Raw genomic sequence first — 18431 nt, 5'->3', positions numbered from 1 at the left:
CGATCGCCAGGAATATTTATGCCCCCCGCCGATACGCTGCCCTTCGACCTGCGCGCACTGGATATCTTCCTCGCCGTCTGCGACGCCGGCACCATGGCGGCGGCGGCGCGGCGCCTCGCGCTCACCCAGCCGGCGGTGTCGCAGGCCATCGCCGAGCTGGAACGCCGCATCGGCGTCGCGCTGTTCGACCGCAGCGCCCGCCCGCTCGCCCTCACCGGCGCCGGCGGCGCGTTGCGCCAGCGGGCGAGCGCCTTGCTCTCGGAGGCGCGGCAGATCGCGCCGCTGCTGCGCGAGGCCGAGCATGCCCGCCTGCCGCTGCTGCGCGCCGGCCTCGTCGATTCGCTGTCGCGCACGCTGATGGCGCCGCTGGCCGGCAAGCTCACCGAAATGGCCGAGCAGGCTTCGGTGCTCTCCGGCCTCACCGCCTCGCATGCCGGGGCGCTGCTCACCCGCCAGCTCGACCTCCTGGTCGGCGCCGACGACCTCGACGAGATCGAGGGGCTGGAGCGCTGGTCGCTGCTCACCGAGCCCTATGTGCTGCTGATGCCGGCCGCCCTGCCGGCGCCGGCCCGGCCCGCCGATCTCGCGCAGCTGTGCGAGCGCCTGCCGCTGGTGCGCTTCTCCGCCCGTTCCAAGACCGGCATGGAGGTGGAGCGGCATTTGCGGCGGCTGCGGCTCGATTTGCCGCGGCGGCTGGAATTCGACACGCCCTATGGGGTGACGGCGAGCGTCGCCGCCGGCGCCGGCTTCGCGGTGACGACGCCGCTGTGCATCCTCGAAGCGGCGGTGCCGCTCGACGGCTTCGCCTGCCGGCCGCTGCCGGGCCCGGCCTTCGCCCGCCACCTGACGCTGATCGCCCGGCGGCAGGAATTAGGTCGCCTGCCGCGCGAGATCGCCGGCTTCTGCCGGACACAGCTGGCGGTGCAGCTTCCCGCCGTGCAGGCGCTCGGCGGCGATTGGCTGGGAGCGGAATTCCGGGTCGAGCCCTGAGCGCGGCTCCCGATAGCGACGCGGGGCGTCAGCCCGGATAGCGCTTCAGCGCCAGCACCGCGTTCAGCCCGCCAAAGGCGAAGCTCGACGACAGCGCATGCTCCGGCGCGCCGGCACGCGCGGCATTCGGCACGCAGTCGAGGTCGCAGTCGGGATCGGGCATGGTGAAGCCCATGGTCGGCGGCAGGAAGCCCTCGCGCAGCGCCAGCACGGTGGTGACGAAGTCCAGCGCGCCGGAGGCGTTCATCGTGTGGCCGTATTGCGATTTCGACGACGACACCGGCAGCCGGCCGAGATGCTCGCCGAACACCAGCCGCAGCGCCGCCGCCTCGGTCTTGTCGTTCAGCGCGGTGGCGGTGCCGTGCGCGCTCACATAGTCGATGGCTTCCGGTGCCAAGCCGGCATCCTCCAGCGCGAAGCGCATCGAGGCCGCCGCGCTCGCCATGTCGGGGGCGGTGATGTCCATGCCGTCGGCGCTCATGCCGAAGCCGATCAGCTCGGCATGGATGGTGGCGCCGCGGGCGATGGCGCGGTCCATGTTCTCCAGCACCGCCGCGCCGGCGCCCTCGCCGATAACGAGGCCGTTGCGATCCTTGGAGAACGGCCGGCAGCCGTCAGGCGAGAGCACGCGCAGCGCTTCCCAGCTCTTCAGCATGCCGTAGGTGAGCTGCGATTCCCCGCCGCCGGCGATGGCGACGTCCAGCATGCCGGAACGGATCATGTGGAAGGCGGTGCCGATGGAGTGCGACGCCGAGGAGCAGGCCGAGGCGATGGAGAAGGCCGGGCCGTGGATGCCGAGATCCATGGTCACATGGCTCACCTGGCTGCTCGGCATGGCGCGCGGCACGGTGAAGGGGTGCGGGCGCGGCGCCTTCTCGGCATAGAGCTTGTGGTAGCTGTCGTCGACGGCGTGGAAGCCGACCGAGGCGGCGAAGACGGCGCCGGCGCGGTGGCGCTCCAGGCCTTCCAGCGCCGGGCCGGCATCGGCCAGCGCCTGCCGGGCGACGGTGACGGCAAATTGCGAGGTGCGGTCGATCAGCCCGAGCTGGCGCGGCTCGAAATGCTGCTCCGGCGCGAAGCCCTTCACCTGCGCGGAGATCTTCGTCTTCATCGAGGAGACGTCGATGCCCTGCGTCTCGCCGATGCCGACCGTGCCGGCCTTCAGCCCGGCGAGATGCGCGGCGACGTCGGTGCCGAGCGCCGAGAGCGAGCCGAGCCCGGTAATGGCGACGCGGGGCATCAGGCGGTGCCGGCCTGCTTGGCGTGGATCAGCGCCGCGACATGGCCGGCCAGCGCGCCGACGGTGACGTCGGTGCCGTTGAGCGGGCCGTCATTGGGGATCTCGATGCCGAAGCGGCCTTCGAGCTTGAAGATCGTCTCGATGAGGTCGAGCGAGGAGATGCCGAGTTCGGACACCGGGGTGTCCGGGGTCAGCAGGGACGAATCGACCCCCACCTCGGCGGAGATGAAATCGACGATTTCGGCAATGGCGGGGTCGTCTGTACGCATGCCTCGGCTCGGTCTGTGACGCTCCGCGCGGGGCGCGGGCTCGGGAGGATGTTAGGTAGCACGAACTGGGGCGGTTCGAGCAACATGCGTCATTGACCGACATATGTGTCGGTTGCATGTCGGGTCCCCGCCGAGCGGGCACCGGCCGCCCGCCCACCAGCCGCTTATGGGCCGGTGAGGATCGTGCCGGTCGGCGCGCCGCTCGCCACCGCCGCCAGATAGGCGAAGGAGGTCTTCGGCGTGCGCTGGAGCGTGGCGAAGTCGACGTGGATGATGCCGAAGCGGCGGCTATAGCCTTCCGCCCATTCGAAATTGTCGAGCAGCGACCAGACGTAATAGCCCTTCAGCGCGCAGCCCTCGGTGATCGCCCGCTGGCAGGCCAGCAGATGGTCGCGGATGAAGGCGGTGCGCGCGGGATCGTCGACCGCGCCGCCCTTCGGCGCCGGGTCGTCATAGGCGGCGCCGTTCTCGGTGACGAAGGTCTGCGGATTGCCGTAGTCGTCGCGCAGCCGGGCGAGCACCTCGACGAGGCCCTGCGGCTCGATCGGCCAGGCCATGGCGGTGGTGCGGGTGCCCGGCGGGTGCGGCCCCCAGCCGGCGCCGGCGATCACCCCGTTGGGGTCATCGACCACATGGGCGCGGCCGTAATAGTTCACCCCGAGGAAATCGACCGGCACCTTGATGGCGTCGAGGTCGCCTTCCCTGATGAAGGGCGCGAAGTCGGCGGCGCTGATCTCCGGGTAGCGGCCATGGAACAGCGGGTCGAGATTGTTGCCGTTCCAGGCGGCGTCGAAGCGCACCGCCGCCGCCGCGTCCTCCGGCTTGCCGGTCGCCGGCAGCACCGGCTGCAGCGAGAACACCGTTCCGAGGCCGAGCTTGGGGTGCGCGGCGCGCAGCGCGCGGATGGCGCTGCCCTGCGCGAGGTTCATGTGGTGCTGGGCGGCGAGGTAGTTCTTCCAGCCGGTCATGCCCGGCGCGTGATTGCCGAAGGCATGGCCGAAGATGGCATGCACCGAGGGCTCGTTCAGCATCGCCCAGCGCGGCACCCGATCGCCGAGCCGGGCGACGACGAGCTGCGCATAGTCGGTGAAGCGGCCGACGACATCGCGGTTGGTCCAGCCGCCCTTGTCCTGCAGCGCCTGCGGCAGATCCCAGTGGTAGAGGCAGGCGAAGGGCTTCACCCCGCGCGCCAGCAGCCGGTCGGTGAGGCGGTCGTAGAAGTCGAGGCCGGGCACGTTGGGCGCGCCGGCGCCGTCCGGCTGCACCCGCGGCCAGGCGACGGAGAAGCGGTAGGAGCCGAAGCCGGCCTGCGCCATCAGCTCCACATCCTCGGCGAAGCGGTGATAGTGGTCGCAGGCGACGTCGCCATTGGAGCCGTCCTTGATGCGGCCGGGCGTGTGGGAGAACGTGTCCCAGATCGAGGCGCCGCGCCCGTCCTCGTTCACCGCGCCCTCGATCTGGTAGGACGAGGTCGAGGCGCCGAGGATGAAGCCGGGAGGCAGCTTGAGCTCGGGCTGCGGTGCGGCCGGTGAGGGCGCGGCCTGGGCGAGCGCGAGGTCGCGCGGCAGGGCGCTGGCGGCCAGCCCGGCGGGCATGGCGAGCAGAAGGTCGCGGCGTCGGATCATGGACAGGTCTCCCCCCGAAAACCTCAGCTAGCGACCAAACGCAGCAAGATGAGGGCAAGCAGCGCCACGCCGCCCTGGATCGCGGTGCCCAGCGAGAACCGCGCCACCGCCGCGGCCGGCGACAGGCGGCCGGCATTCGCCACCAGCCAGAACAGTCCGTCATTGAGATGCGAGGCGGTCATGGCGCCGGCGCCGATGGCGAGTGCGGTCAGCGCCCGTCCGGTAGGGTCGCCGAGGCCCAGCGGCGTGGCGAGCTCCATCATCATGCCCGCCGCGGTGATGGCGGCGACCAGCGAAGAGCCCTGCAGCGTCTTCATCACGGCCGCCACCGCGAAGGGCAGCAGCAGCGCCAGTGCACCGGCGGGATGGCAACCCAGCAGCCGTTCGGCGTTCATCTCCGGCATGCCGGTTTCCTGCGCCATCTTGGCGAGGCCGCCGGCGACGCCGATCAGGAGGATCAGCCCGGCGGCCGAGGCGAGGCCGCGCCCGACCCAGCCCCGTTCGCTGAAGCCGCCTTCCTCGCGGTGCAGGCTGACCAGCAGCATCAGCGCCACGCCGGCGATGAGCAGCACCGGCGGCCGGCCGAGCGCCAGCAGGAATTCGCGGTTGGAGCCGCCGCCCAGCGGCTCGGAGGCGATGTCGCCGAGCGACTGGGTGACCAGCAGCGCCACAAGCCCGATGCTCACGAGCAGCAGCGCGAGCGCCGCCCGCTTCGGCGCGTGCAGGCTATTCCCATCCACCGCCGCGCTGGAATTGGCCTCGACCGGCCGGCCGGAGGCGGTGGCGCGGGCGAAGCCGAAGCCGACAAGGGTGACCAGCACCGCCACCGGCAGGCCATAGGCGAGGGCGAGCGTCCAGTCGGCGGCGAGGATGGTGGCGCTCGCCAGCATTACCGGCGCCGGGATCAGCAGGCCGTGCGCGCCCGACAGCGACAGGCCGAGCGTCAGGGCCGAGCGCGGCGCCCCGCCGCCGAGCGCGCGCAGCAGCGGGGTCAGCACCGCGAAGGCGGCGGCCGGGGTCGAGGCGACGCCGGAGACGAGGCCGATCGCCGCCAGCGGCACCGAGCGGGTGCGCCAGCCGCGCGCCTTCTCCCGCAGCCACGCGGTGGCGCCGGCGGCATCGGCGATGGCGGCGAGGAACGCCGCCGCCAGCACGGTGAGGCCGAGGCCGTTCACGCTTTGCGCGAAGCCGAGCCCGAAGGCCTTGGTGAAGTGGCTGGTCGACATGCCCGCCGCGTAGCCGAAGCCGGCGGCGCCGACGAGGAGCGCCAGCAGCGGCAGTACCCGGCCGCGCGCGGTGACGAGCAGGACGAAGACGATGGCGACGAGGAAATAGGCGGCCTGGTAAAGCGACATGGACGGGAGAGGACCGTGATGATGCGCCGGGCGGCGGGGCGGGAAGGGCAGCGTGCCCGAAGGTCTAGCCCGAGCCTCCCGCGCTGTCACCCCGCCTCCCGCGCCGCGGCAGAGGCGGGTCGCCATCCGTCTGCCTCATGTCCCGCACCAGCGGAGGGGAAGCTCGACCTCGCTTCCGGATTGGCGGAGATGGAGCCCGATCCCGTCTCCCGGGTTGGCTGAGGTGAGGCCGCAGCGCCGATCCGGGACCCGGCGTCGGCATTCGCCGCCGGCGTCTCCGGGGCTCTTCCCCGGAAGCCGTGCACGGTTTCCGGGAGCTCGGCGCCGCGCATGGCGCCGCTCGTCCGCAAGCCGCCTTTCCTCGCGTCATCGCATCGCGGCGATTTCCCGCGCCGCCGACATCGGCTAGCGTGCCCCGCCATGATCGCTCGCCCCGCACGCCTCCTCCCGGCTCTCCTCGCCGCCCTCCTTGCCCTCGCCGCAGCGGCCCTCGCCCAAGGGGAGCCGGCGCCCGCCGCCGCGCCGGGCGCCTCCGGCTTCATCCGCGCCGAGGGGGCTCGCTTCGTCCGGCCGGACGGCTCGACCTTCCCGGTCAAGGGCATGAGCTTCGGCAACTGGCTGCTGCCGGAAGGCTACATGTTCAAGTTCAAGGTCCAGCGCTCGCCGCGCGAGATCGAGGACGTCATCGACTACCTCGCCGGCCCGGAGGAGGCGGCGCGGTTCTGGAAGGATTTCCGCGACGTCTATATCCGCGAGGACGACCTCGCCTTCCTGTCCGCCGCCGGCTTCACCACCGTGCGCGTGCCGCTGCACTGGAAGTTCTTCCTCGACCCCGCCGACCCCGCGCGGGTCGATCCGAACGGCGAGGGCTGGGCGCTCATCGACCGCGTCGTCGGCTGGGCGAAGGCGCATGACATCAAGGTGATCCTCGACATCCACGCCGCGCCGGGCGGCCAGACCGGGGTGAACCACGATGACGGCGTCGGCTACCCGCTGACCTTCTACGTGCCGGAATTCCGTCGCCGCACCCTCACTCTCTGGCGGGCCATCGCCGAGCGCTACAAGGACGAGACGGCGGTGTTGGGATACGACCTGCTCAACGAGCCGATCTCGCCCTATCACGACATGGATTATCTCAACCCGCGGCTGGAGCCGCTCTATGCCGAGATCACCCAGGCGATCCGCGAGGTGGACCCGAACCATCCGGTGATCCTCGCCGCCGCGCAGTGGAGCACCAATTTCGGCGTGTTCGGCCCGCCTTTCGCTTCGAACGTCGGCTACACCTACCACAAGTTCTGGGCCAGCCCGGAGCGGCGCGAGGTGCAGGATTACGTCAATTTCGCCAATCGCTGGGGCGTGCCGATCTTCCTCGGCGAGACCGGCGAGCTCACCGACGAGTGGAACGCCAAGTACCGGGCGATGAACGAGAAGTTCGGCATCGGCTGGAGCTTCTGGACCTACAAGAACCTCGATTCCCGCTCCACCGTGGCCTCGATCACCAAGCCGGAGGGCTGGGACGCCATCGCCGCCTTCGGCTCCGCGCCGCGCTCGGAATGGGACAACATGCCGAAGCCGCCGCGTGAAGAAGTGGTGGCGACGCTGCGCGCCTATCTCGACAATGCCCGCTTCGCCAACACGACGATCAATCGCGGCTATGTCGCCTCGCTCGGGCTCACCGCACCCGCCGGGAGCGGGAGCGCGGCGTCCAGCCAGTGATGTGCGGCCAGTGACAGGCGGTGCGTGACGTCGAGACCCTGACCTCCGGCGAATGACCTCCGGCGCCGCGCCGGGCGGCGCGGCCTGTCTCAGCCGTTCACCTTGCCCAGCGTCTCGACCAGTTCGGTGATCTTGCGGCGCTGCTCGTCCGGGTCGCCGGAGGCAATGGCGTGCTCGACGCAATGCGCGACATGGTCGCGCAGCACCTCTTCCTCCACCCGCTTCAGCGCCGCCCGCACCGCCGCCACCTGGGTGACGATGTCGATGCAATAGCGGTTGTCCTCCACCATGCGGGAAATCCCCCGCACCTGGCCCTCGATGCGGCTCAGCCGTTTCAGACAGGAACTGCGCGTGTCGTTCTGCATGCTTGTCATATACCCTCAGGGGGTATATATCGCAAGTGTCGGATACCCGGTGGGGGTATAAGGAGGATGGCGATGGCGCAGGATGGTCACGATCACGCGGCTCACAAGCACGCGGCAGGCGGCTCGTGCTGCGGCGGTCATGCCAAGCCGACGCCTGCCAAGCCGACGCCTGCCGTGCCGGCACCTGCTACGCCGGCACCGAAGGAGGAGGCATCTTCCTGCTGCGGCGGCCACGCCCACGGCCCCGACGAGACGGCCGAGACCGCCGACTCCTGCTGCGGCGGCCACCATCATGATCATGCCGACGCGGCCGCTCCTGCCCATTCGCACGACCACGGACATCAGCATCATCACCACGCCGCGCCGGCGGCGGGCGCTCATATGGCCAAGGACCCGGTCTGCGGCATGGATGTCGATCCGCACACCGCGACGCTGAAGGCCGACCATAACGGCATCACTTATTATTTCTGCTCGGCGGGCTGCCGCACCAAGTTCATCGCCGATCCGGAGAAGTATCTCGGCGACAAGGCGCCCGCCGCGCCGGTGCCGGAGGACACCGAATATACCTGCCCGATGCACCCGGAGATCCGCCAGATCGGCCCCGGCTCCTGCCCGATCTGCGGCATGGCGCTGGAGCCGGTGCTGGTCAGCCTCGACGACGGCCCGAACCACGAACTGATCGATATGGTCAGGCGGTTCTGGATCGGCCTCGTGCTGACGCTGCCGGTGTTCGCGCTGGAGATGGGCGGCCATCTCGTGCCGGCGCTGCATCACCTCGTGCCGCCGGAGATTTCGAGCTGGATCCAGCTGGTACTCGCCACCCCGGTGGTGCTGTGGGCGGGCTGGCCGTTCTTCCAGCGCGGCTGGGATTCGGTGGTCACCCGCAATCTCAACATGTTCACGCTGATCGCGCTCGGCACCGGCGTCGCCTATCTCTACAGCCTCGTCGCGGTGCTGGCCCCCGGCCTGTTCCCGGCCGCCTTCCGCGCCGCCGACGGCACGGTGGCTGTTTATTTCGAGGCGGCCGCCGTCATCACCGTGCTGGTGCTGCTCGGCCAAGTGCTGGAGCTGCGCGCCCGCGAGCAGACCTCCGGCGCGCTGAAGGCGCTGCTCGACCTCGCGCCCAAGACCGCCCGCCGCCTCAATGAAGACGGCTCGGAGGAGGAGATCGCGCTCGACGCCATCGTCGTCGGCGACCGGCTGCGCGTGCGCCCCGGCGAGAAGGTGCCGGTGGACGGCACGGTGGAGGAGGGCCGCTCGGCGCTCGACGAGAGCCTCGTCACCGGTGAATCCATGCCGGTCACCAAAGAGGCCGGCGACGCGCTGATCGGCGGCACGCTGAATCGTTCCGGCGGCCTCGTCATGGTCGCGAAGAAGGTCGGTCGCGACACCATGCTGTCGCGCATCGTGCAGATGGTCGCCGAGGCGCAGCGCTCGCGCGCGCCGATCCAGCGCCTCGCCGACCGGGTCGCCGGCTGGTTCGTGCCGCTGGTGGTCGCCTGCGCGCTCGTCGCCTTCGCCGCCTGGGCGGTCTTCGGGCCGGACCCGAAATTCGCCCACGGCCTCATCGCCGCGGTGGCGGTGCTGATCATCGCCTGCCCCTGCGCGCTCGGGCTGGCGACGCCGATGTCGATCATGGTCGGCGTCGGGCGCGGCGCGCAGATGGGCGTGCTGATCAAGAACGCCGAAGCGCTGGAGCGTCTCGCCAGCGTCGACACCCTCGTCGTCGACAAGACCGGCACGCTGACCGAAGGCCGGCCCAGCCTCGTCGCCATCGAGCCGACGGATGGCTTCGACGAGGCCGGCGCGCTGCGCCTCGCCGCCGCCGTCGAGGCGCCGTCCGAGCACCCGCTGGCGCATGCGATCGTCGAGGCAGCGAAGGCGCGCGGCCTCGATTTGCCCAAGGTGCGCGGCTTCGATTCGCCGGTCGGCAAGGGCGCCTATGGCATGGTCGAGGGCAAGCGGGTGATGATCGGCTCGGCCGGCTTCCTGTCCGGCCTCGGCATCGACGTGTCGTCGCTCACAGCCCGCGCCGACGTGCTGCGCAAGGACGGCGCCAGCGCGATCTATCTGGCGGTGAACGGCAAGCCCGCCGCCATCCTCGCCATCGCCGATCCGGTGAAGGTGACCACGCCGGAGGCGCTGAAGGCGCTGGCGGCTGACGGCGTGCGCGTCGTCATGCTCACCGGCGACAACCGCACCACGGCGGAGGCGGTGGCGGCACGGCTCGGCATCAAGGACGTCGAGGCGGAAGTCTCGCCGGAGGACAAGGCGAACGTCGTCGCGCGGCTGAAGCGCGAGGGCCGCGTCGTCGCCATGGCCGGCGACGGGGTGAACGACGCGCCGGCGCTGGCGGCGGCCGATGTCGGCATCGCCATGGGCCATGGCACGGATGTCGCCATCGAGAGCGCCGGGGTGACGCTGCTCAAGGGCGACCTCATGGGCATCGTGCGGGCGAGGCGGCTGTCGGCGGCGACGATGGCGAACATCCGGCAGAACCTGTTCTTCGCCTTCGTCTACAATGCCGGCGGCGTGCCCATCGCGGCGGGCGTGCTGTACCCGCTGTTCGGCATCCTCCTGTCGCCGATGGTGGCGGCGCTCGCCATGTCGCTGTCCTCGGTGAGCGTCATCGCCAACGCGCTGCGGCTGCGCGCGGCGCGGCTGTGAGGCGAGGGTGTGCTAGTGGATGACGGGTTCACCAGCAGATCCATAAACACACGCTAAAGCCTGTTTGTTTTTGAGGCAGAAAGCGTCGTATTGCTGCATGTCGCCAAGCTCATCGTGAGCATGTGTCGAATCTGCGGATCCATTCCACAGACCTCTCCAAGTGCCTCTCGACTTGCGTTCGAAATAGCCGAAGAAAGGCGAGGAACCGTCTGACCCCAAGGAAAAGTCCCCGTCAGGAGACATGTCGACTTGACAGCGGCCGGTTATGAGGATGCGCCCGTCGACCGTGAATAGACAGGTGCCAACGAAGCTTCGCCAACCGGTGGCAAGGGGCGCCTGTGATGACGCCGGAACGGAAATTATAGCGAAAGAACAGAGCGTCGCCACGGTAAGGTAGCGCAGTCTGGATGATCTATTTGATGATCGGCTCTGCATAGCACCTGCATATTTCTCCGGTTGCGCAGATATGCCCGTCTCCGGGGTGCCCACCCTTGGGTAGCGTTGCGTAGGCAAATCGCTTTCCATTATTGCGAGCGCATAGATCGCAAACATCGGCGTCGCCTGACGATCGCCAGATGTACCGCGTACAACCGACATATTCAGCACGCTTCCGATTAAATGCCCATCGTTCAGCATCCAATACAGAACGCTCTCGCAGATAGCGTTCTGCATTGGATGCCCGCTCGTTCTCTGTCATATGATAGGTACGCGCGGGTGGCCGAACGCGACGAGCTAAAGAGGCGGGTGGTTCATCGGGAGGACGCTGGGGTGCCTTTGCCGGGCCTCGTCCAAAAAGTCGCCCTAGCCACGACATTGCCCTGCCCCTCATCGCCTGACGGTAGCGGGCGTATCATGAAGCGACTGCACGCGCAGGCTGGGTCTTGTCCTGGACCCCAGATTTGCCGTTGACGCGCAGCTTGCCGGGGAACAGGCGTGCCGCTTTCGGGGACCGCATGGCGACGTCTGTTCCCCGGACTAGCTGTACGAAGCACTGTGCAGATCCGGCGGCCTGGAGAGATTCTTACCGTAGGCAGTCCACATCCCTTGACGGAGAACGATGCTCCTCGCTCCACCCCAAGGACACAGGGCGCGGCGACCGGGGGGGCCACCGGAAGGGCGGCGGCGATCGTCTTGCCGATCCTGTGGGCTGTGACGGCGGACGACGTCCGGCCAAGCGGGGCGTGTCCGGCCGCAAACCTCGCCCGACGACAATCCCGCCCAGTAAGACCCGGTTCCAGGTAGATCCGGTTCCAGCAAGGCCCCCTTCCAACGAGACCTTATCCCGGCAAGCACATCCGGCCCGTCACATGCCAGCCCCGTTTCCGAGCGCGCGCCCCCCCCCGCTTCTGCCCCGACGATGCCCGCAAACGAAAGATGCCCGGCGTGAACCGGGCATCTTGTCCTCGACAGGCTGCGGATGGGGGTCGTTTCCGCCGCGCGGTGTCGCTCACTCCGCCGCGATGGCGTAGGGCGCGGCGACCGGGGCTTCCACCGGCAGGGCGGCGGCGATCTTCTCGCCGACCATGTGGGCGGTGACGGCGGAGAGCGTCCAGCCGAGATGGCCGTGGCCGGTATTGTAGAACACGCCCGGCAGCTTGCCGGCGCCGACGCGCGGCATCATGCTCGGCAGCATCGGGCGCAGGCCGGCCCAGGGCACGCAGCGGCTGGTGTTCACGTCCGGGAACAGCCGGCGCGTCCAGTCGATCAGCGGCTTCACCCGGTCGTTGCGGATGTCGCGGTTCTCGCCGTTGAACTCGGCGGTGCCGGCGACACGGAAGCGTTCCTTGCCGAGGCGCGAGGTGACGATCTTGGTCTTGTCGTCGAGCAGGCTGACCCAGGGGGCGCCCTTCTGGCTCTGCTCGTCGTCGAGCATGACGGTGATCGAATAGCCCTTCACCGGGTAGATGTTCACCCGGTCGCCGAGCTTGGCGGCGAGGTCGCGCGAGCCGACGCCGGCGCACACCACGATGCCGTCGAAGGAGCGGGTCTCGTGGGCGACGAGGCCGCTCTCGTCGGGGGCGGCGACCGAGAAGGCGATGTCGATGCCGGTGCCGTCGCGGCCCTTGCCGGTGTGAGTCACGCTCTCCACCGTCGCCTCGTTGACGAAGGTGACGCCGAGGCGCTTGCAGGCATCGGCGAGGCCGCGGGTGAATTTGTGGATGTCGCCGGTGGAATCGGATTCGGTGAAGTAGCCGCCGTAATACTGGCCGTGCAGCGTCGGCTCGATCGCGCGCATCTCGTCCGGCGTCACCGCGCGGCGGGCGAGGCCGCCCTCGGCATACATCTGGCTGACGCGGCCGGCGCCCTCGAAGCTCGCCTTGTCGCGGTAGATGTGCAGGATGCCGCGCTTTTCGAGGTTGAATTCGATCTTCTCGCGCTCGGCGATCTCGAACATGTAGTTGCGCGAGGCGATGGCGAGCCGGGTGGTCTCCACCGTGTTGGCGCGGTAATTGGGGATGTTGGCGAGGAACTCGGCCATCCAGCTGTATTTGTGCCAGGAGGGCTTGGGGTTCATCAGCAGCGGCGCGTCCGGGGTGAGCATCCACTTGATGCCCTTCAGCACGGTCGCGAAGGAGTTCCATACCTCGGCATTGGAGGCCGAAAGCTGGCCGCCATTGGCGTAGGAGGTCTCCATCGCCGGGTAGCGCTGGCGATCGATGACGGTGACGTCGTAGCCCTTGTTGATCAGGGCATATGCGGTGGTGATGCCGGTAATGCCGGCGCCGATGACGGCGAAGCTGCGCATGGGGCTCTCCCGCGCTTGAGGACCACGAGGCCGCAACGCATGTGCCGCATGGCACCCTGGCGTTCCGGCCGGCTGTCCCCAATCTGTCGCGGATACCTGAGAGCTCGCCCCGGGATGGACGGATAACCCGTCGCCTTCCCAGGCTTCCCCTTCGGTGGACGACCAGCGCTAGAACGGCGCCGCCGCCTCTCTCCAGATTGTCCTGACCATGCGGTCCTTTTGCCTGAGAGTTTCCTGGGGGGTTGCTCCGTCGGCGCCGGCACGCATCCAGTTGGGAGGGGTCGATCTCTCCCGCATGGTCATTAGCAGACGGTTATATGCATCGCACAAAAGCATGCCCGTTTCAAGGGCAGAAGCGCGGTGATCACCCGGAATTCAAGGGATCAGCGAGGTCGGCACCGCCTCGATGGCGTCGAGCCCGAGGTCGAGCACCGGCGCCGAATGGGTGATCCAGCCGACCGAGATCAGGTCCACCCCGCTCGCCGCCACCGGGCCGATCGTGTCGCGGTTGATCCGCCCCGACGCCTCGGTGATCGCCCGCCCGCCGACGATCCGCACCGCCTCGGTGAGCGTCGCCGGGTCCATATTGTCGAGCAGCACCGCGTCGACCCCGGCCGCCATCGCCTCGTCGAGCTGGGCGAGGGTGTCGACCTCCACCTCGATCTTCACCATGTGGCCGGCATGCGCCTTGGCGCGGGCGATGGCGGTGGCGACGCTGCCGGCCACTGCGATGTGGTTGTCCTTGATCAGCACGGCATCGTCGAGGCCGAAGCGGTGGTTGGAGCCGCCGCCGGCCTTCACCGCGTGCTTCTCCAGCGCCCGCAGCCCCGGCGTGGTCTTGCGGGTGCACACCACCTGCGCCTTGCCGTGCGCGCGGGCGACGCTCACCAGCGAGGCGGTGGCGGTGGCGATGCCGGAGAGGTGGCTGGCGAAATTGAGCGCCACCCGCTCGCCGGTGAGGATGGCGCGCGCGGCGCCCTCCACCTTCAGCACCACGTCGCCCGGTTCCACCACCGTGCCGTCGCCGGCGACGATCTCGACCTTCAATGTCGGGTCGATCAGCTCGAAGGCCAGGGCCGCCACGTCGATGCCGGCGACCACGCCGGGCTGGCGGCTGCCGATCACCGCCGAGAAGCGCAGCCCGGCCGGGATCACCGCGTCGGTGGTGACGTCACCGGCGCGGCCGAGGTCTTCCAGGAAGGCGGCGCGGACCAGCGGCTCGATCATCAGGCGCGGCAGCGGGGAAAGCGGCATGGCGGGTACTCGGTGCGAAGGCGAGAAGGGAAAGGGCAGAAGGTGGGCCGTCAGGCGACCTGCCGCTCGGCGGGCGCGCCGAGGCCGGCGGCGGCCAGCACCGCCTCCAGCGTGGTGCGGCTGGGCCGGGCATGGGCGGCCGGCAGCGGATGGTCGGCGCGGAAATGCCCGCCGCGGCTCTCGGTGCGGGCGAGCGCCAGGGTGGCGATCATCAGCGCCACCCGCGCCGCGCCGTCGTCGCCCGCCTTGGCGAGCGTGGCGACAGCGTCGGCGAGCCCGGCCCGCTCGCGCACCACCCCGACCTGCCGGTCCATCAGCTGCCGCAGCGCCGGGGAGGGCGGGGCGGCGATGGCCGGGTTCGCCACCGGGGTGCCCGGCGTCGAAGCGGCCCGCGCCTCGCCTGCGATGTCGGCGGCGATCCACGAGGCATAGGCGAGGGCTTCCAGCAGCGAGTTGCTGGCCAGCCTATTGGCACCGTGCAGCCCGGTGGCGGCGACCTCGCCGCAGGCCCAAAGGCCGGGCAGGGAGGTCCGCCCGATGGCGTCCACCTCGACGCCGCCCATGTGGTAATGCGCCGCCGGCCGCACCGGGATCGGGTCGCGTAGCGGATCGAGGCCGTTGGCGCGGCACAGTGCCACCACGCCGGGGAAGCGGCGCTCGACATCCTTCAGCCGCGCGTCGAGCACCACCCGTCGCCCGGCCGCCAGCTCGGCGAAGATGGCGCGAGCCACCACGTCGCGCGGGGCCAGCTCGGCGCCGGGAATGTCGGCCATGAAGCGCTCGCCGCGATCATTGATGAGCCGGGCGCCTTCGCCGCGCAGCGCCTCGGTGGCGAGCGGCATCGGATCGGCGCCGCAGGCGATGGCGGTCGGGTGGAACTGCACGAACTCCATGTCGCGCATCACCGCGCCCGCGCGGGCCGCGAGCGCCAGCCCGGATCCCGTCGCGCCGAGCGGATTGGTGGTCGAGGCGTAGAGCGCGCCGAGCCCGCCGGTCGCCAGCACCACCGCGCGCGCCGCGAGCTCGAACGGGCGTCCTTCGGCGTCGCGCAGGGCGACGCCGGCGATACGCCCCTGCGTGTCCTCGATCAGCGCGGTGGCGCGGGCGCCCTCGATCAGCGTGATCGACGGGCAGGCGCACACGGCGGCGATCAGCGTCGCCAGCACCACCCGGCCGGTGCCGTCGCCCTCGGCATGGACGATGCGCCGGCGGGAATGCGCCGCTTCCAGACCCAGCGCCAGCGCGCCGCCCGCGTCGCGGTCGAACGGCGTGGCGAGCGAGACCAGCCAGTCGATCGCGGCCGGTGCCGCCCCGGCGACCCGCCGCGCGACGTCCGGCTCGGAGAGCCCGGCGCCGGCGGTCAGCGTGTCGATGGCGTGCAGGTCCGGCCGGTCGTCGGCGCCGAGCGCGGCGGCGATGCCGCCCTGCGCCCAGAAGGTCGCCGCGGAGTGGAGGCTGTCCTTTGCGCCGAGCGGGCCGGCCACCGCCAGCGTCACCTTCAGGCCGGTGGCGGCGAGCCGCAGGGCGGTGGAAAGCCCGGCGATGCCGCCGCCGATGACGACGGCGCGATCGGTCTGCGTCATGGAAGTCGTCCTGTGAGCGGTCCGGGGTAACCGGCTAGCGGATGGCGATCATGCGCTCGACGGCGGCGCGGGCGCGCACCGCCAGCGCCGGGTCGATCTCGACGGCGCCTTGCATGGTCTCCAGCGCCCGGCGGATGTTCGGCAGCGTGATGCGGCGCATATGCGGGCACAGATTGCAGGGCCGCACGAACTCGATGTCCGGGTGCCCCACCGCGACATTGTCCGCCATCGAGCATTCGGTGATCAGCACCACCCGGCGCGGCTTCTCGCGGTCGACATACCCAGCCATGTCGGCGGTGGAGCCGGCATAGTCGGCCTCGGCGACCACTTCGGGCGGGCATTCGGGATGCGCCAGCACCACCACGCCGGGATGGTTCTCGCGCAGATCGCGAATGTCCTGCGGGGTGAAGCGCTCATGCACCTCGCAATGGCCCTTCCAGGCGATCAACTCGATCTCCGGCACCTGCTTCTGCACGTTCTGGGCGAGATACTCGTCCGGCAGCATGAGGATGCGGTTCACGCCCCATTCCTTGGCCACGTGGCGCACCACCTTCACGGCGTTGCCGGAGGTGCAGCAATAGTCGCTCTCCGCCTTCACCTCGGCCGAGGTGTTGACATAGGTGACCACCGGCACGCCGGGGTAATGCTGGCGCATCAGCCGGATATCGGCGGCGGTGATGCTGTCGGCCAGCGAGCAGCCCGCGCCCATGTCCGGCATCAGCACGGTCTTGGAGGGGTTCAAGAGCTTGGCCGTCTCGGCCATGAAATGCACGCCGGCCATGACGATGACGTCGGCCTCCACCGTCACCGCCTCGCGGGCCAGCGCCAGCGAATCCCCGACGATGTCGGCCACCGTGTTGAAGATCTCCGGCGCCTGGTAGTTGTGGCCGAGGATCACCGCGTTGCGCTCGCGCTTCAGCCGCTCGATGGCCTCCACCTCGCGGGCGAGCAGCGGCCATTCCGCCGGGGTGATGTGGCGGGAGACCCGGGCGTAGAGATGCGGCAGCGGCAAGCCTAGGCCGGCACCTGCGCCGGCGCCCGCACCGTCGCGGCGCAGCAGCGCGGAAGTGGCGGCGTCCTCATGGGCGGCGATGGCAGCGTCGAGCATCGCGATCTCCCTTATGCTCGAATTGAGTATAACTAGGGTCAAGAAGAACCGGGCCAAAGGCCCGGCATCCATTCCTAAGCTGGCTTATGCTAGGACTGAGTATAAGTCGCTGTCAACACTTCGTCACAGATCGCGCCATGCGACTTCCCTATCGTCGCGGCGTTTCGTCCCGGCCGGGCCGGCGAGGGCGGCGGGCGCGGGGAAAAGCGCTGGCGCAGGCTTGACTTGACCGGGGCGCTGCGGGCTCTAGGAACAGGGACGCGAAGCGACCGGGGGGATCTCGCATGCCAGGCTTCACGCCGCCTTTTCCTTCGCAGAGCGACTGGATGTCGGCGCCGCCGGCCGGCAGCCGGGTGGCGGTCGTCACCCGTACCCGCAACCGCAACCTGCTGCTCGGGCGGGCGGTGGCCAGCGTGCTCGGCCAGACCCATGCCGACTGGCACCTTTACATCGTCAATGACGGGGGCGACGCCGAGGCGGTCGAGGCGACGGTGGCCCCGCATCGCGAGGCCTTCGCCGGGCGGCTGACCGTCATCCATAACCCGGTCAGCCTCGGCATGGAGGCCGCCTCCAACCGGGCGCTGGTGATGGCGCAGGCGCAGACCCACGCCACCGGGGACTTCCTGGTGGTGCATGACGACGACGACGCCTGGCACCCGGATTTCCTCAAGGAGACGGTCGGCTTCCTGCAGCGCGAGGAAAACCGCCGCTACGCCGCCGTGCTCACCCGCATGACCCGCGTCTATGAGCGGCTGGAGCCGGACCGGGTGGTCGAGCTGTACCGGGAGCCCTGGCACGACTGGCAGCCCCATCTCGACGGCCTCCAGCTGCTGTCGCGCAACCTCTTCTGCCCGATCGCCTTCGTCATCCGCATGTCGGTGGTGCGGCAGATCGGCTTCTACAACGACACGCTGCCGGTGATCGGCGACTGGGACTACAATCTGCGGGTCTTCGCCGTCGGCGACATCGGCACCATCGACCAGCCGCTGGCCTATTACCACCTACGGCCGGAGGCCACCGGCTCCTACGGCAATTCGGTCGAGGCCGGCCGGGCGCTGCACGCGCGCTACAACGTGCTCTACCGCAACGCGCTGCTGCGCACCCATCTCAACGCCGATCCCGGCGCCGGCGGGTCGATCATGACCCTGCTGCACGTCATCGCCGATTATCGTGAGATGGTGCGGCAGCGGCTCGACGCCATCGAGACGCCGCTGCTGGCCCGCCTGCAGGAGATCGCCGAGGGACAGGCGGTGCTGTCCGGCACCGTCGCCGCCGAAGGGCCGGTGATGGCGGCGCTGCACGAACTCGCGCAAACGCAGGCGGCGAACGCCGCTCGTCTCGACGCCCTGGTTTCGCTGACGGAGCGGTTGGCGGAAGGGCAGCGGCGGCAGGAACAGGCGCAGGCTCGGCTGGCGCAGCGTCTCGACGAGGTTCAGGGGCGGCTGGGCAAGCTGGGGTTCCGCGCGTGGTGGAAGCGGCGCTGGCGCCGGCTGGGCGGCCGGTGAGCGGGAGG

Annotated in this window: 14 protein-coding genes and 2 riboswitches; of the genes, 4 read left to right on the top strand and 10 right to left on the bottom strand. The window is 69.9% G+C overall.

The annotated features are described in order from the left end of the window. The first annotated feature begins 18 nt into the window (after positions 1-18). Positions 19-990 (top strand): LysR family transcriptional regulator, encoded by a 972-nt coding sequence (locus tag LGR54_RS11105; protein ID WP_230362009.1) that lies wholly within the window; start codon positions 19-21, stop codon positions 988-990. Between the two features lie 28 nt (positions 991-1018). Here LGR54_RS11105 and LGR54_RS11100 read toward each other — a convergent pair whose 3' ends face one another. The 4 genes from LGR54_RS11100 to LGR54_RS11085 form a co-directional block, all read right to left on the bottom strand. After that, entirely contained in the window at positions 1019-2230 is a 1212-nt protein-coding gene (locus tag LGR54_RS11100) for a beta-ketoacyl synthase (protein ID WP_230362008.1), read from the bottom strand. After that, positions 2230-2499, bottom strand: a complete 270-nt coding sequence (locus tag LGR54_RS11095; RefSeq protein ID WP_214011173.1) for an acyl carrier protein — start codon at positions 2497-2499, stop codon at positions 2230-2232. The genes LGR54_RS11100 and LGR54_RS11095 overlap by 1 nt, the downstream gene beginning before the upstream one ends. 164 nt (positions 2500-2663) lie before the next feature. Next, positions 2664-4124, bottom strand: a complete 1461-nt coding sequence (locus tag LGR54_RS11090; protein WP_230362007.1) for a GH1 family beta-glucosidase — start codon at positions 4122-4124, stop codon at positions 2664-2666. Between the two features lie 23 nt (positions 4125-4147). Then, the gene (locus LGR54_RS11085; RefSeq protein ID WP_230362006.1) at positions 4148-5479 is read right to left on the bottom strand and encodes a GntP family permease; all 1332 of its coding nucleotides are present in this window, start codon (positions 5477-5479) and stop codon (positions 4148-4150) included. 420 nt (positions 5480-5899) lie between these two features. On the opposite strand from LGR54_RS11085, the gene LGR54_RS11080 reads away from it, so the two are divergent. Then, entirely contained in the window at positions 5900-7195 is a 1296-nt protein-coding gene (locus LGR54_RS11080; RefSeq protein ID WP_230362005.1) for a glycoside hydrolase family 5 protein, read from the top strand. An 89-nt stretch (positions 7196-7284) separates the two neighbouring features. Here LGR54_RS11080 and LGR54_RS11075 read toward each other — a convergent pair whose 3' ends face one another. Beyond that, a complete protein-coding gene (locus tag LGR54_RS11075; RefSeq protein WP_213350629.1) occupies positions 7285-7560 on the bottom strand; it encodes a metal-sensitive transcriptional regulator in 276 nt (91 codons plus the stop codon). A 381-nt stretch (positions 7561-7941) separates the two neighbouring features. On the opposite strand from LGR54_RS11075, the gene LGR54_RS11070 reads away from it, so the two are divergent. Further along, entirely contained in the window at positions 7942-10227 is a 2286-nt protein-coding gene (locus LGR54_RS11070) for a heavy metal translocating P-type ATPase (RefSeq protein WP_255607486.1), read from the top strand. Positions 10228-10239: 12 nt separating this feature from the next. Here LGR54_RS11070 and LGR54_RS11065 read toward each other — a convergent pair whose 3' ends face one another. From LGR54_RS11065 to nadA, 5 genes are all read right to left on the bottom strand, one after another. After that, positions 10240-10899 (bottom strand): hypothetical protein, encoded by a 660-nt coding sequence (locus LGR54_RS11065; RefSeq protein ID WP_230362004.1) that lies wholly within the window; start codon positions 10897-10899, stop codon positions 10240-10242. A 775-nt stretch (positions 10900-11674) separates the two neighbouring features. Continuing rightward, a complete protein-coding gene (locus tag LGR54_RS11060; protein WP_230362003.1) occupies positions 11675-12973 on the bottom strand; it encodes a D-amino acid dehydrogenase in 1299 nt (432 codons plus the stop codon). Between the two features lie 79 nt (positions 12974-13052). Then, positions 13053-13173: riboswitch (glycine riboswitch) on the bottom strand. 1 nt (position 13174) lies between these two features. Further along, a riboswitch (glycine riboswitch) is annotated at positions 13175-13277 on the bottom strand. A gap of 71 nt (positions 13278-13348) precedes the next feature. Then, the gene (gene nadC / locus LGR54_RS11055; protein ID WP_230362002.1) at positions 13349-14227 is read right to left on the bottom strand and encodes a carboxylating nicotinate-nucleotide diphosphorylase; all 879 of its coding nucleotides are present in this window, start codon (positions 14225-14227) and stop codon (positions 13349-13351) included. A gap of 50 nt (positions 14228-14277) precedes the next feature. Then, a complete protein-coding gene (locus tag LGR54_RS11050) occupies positions 14278-15810 on the bottom strand; it encodes an L-aspartate oxidase (protein WP_230362001.1) in 1533 nt (510 codons plus the stop codon). Between the two features lie 34 nt (positions 15811-15844). Then, positions 15845-16918 carry a quinolinate synthase NadA gene (nadA, locus tag LGR54_RS11045; RefSeq protein WP_230362000.1) on the bottom strand — a complete coding sequence of 358 codons (1074 nt, stop codon included), beginning with the start codon at positions 16916-16918 and terminating at the stop codon, positions 15845-15847. 326 nt (positions 16919-17244) lie between these two features. Here nadA and LGR54_RS11040 point away from each other — a divergent pair, with 326 nt between their 5' ends. Next, a complete protein-coding gene (locus LGR54_RS11040) occupies positions 17245-18423 on the top strand; it encodes a glycosyltransferase family 2 protein (protein WP_230361999.1) in 1179 nt (392 codons plus the stop codon). The last annotated feature ends 8 nt before the right edge of the window (positions 18424-18431 follow it).

Origin of the sequence: Ancylobacter sp. Lp-2 (assembly GCF_020523795.1) — a bacterium.
Classification (GTDB): domain Bacteria; phylum Pseudomonadota; class Alphaproteobacteria; order Rhizobiales; family Xanthobacteraceae; genus Ancylobacter.
The sequence above is the reverse complement of the archived record's forward strand: the minus strand, read 5'-3'. Positions and strand labels throughout refer to the sequence as shown.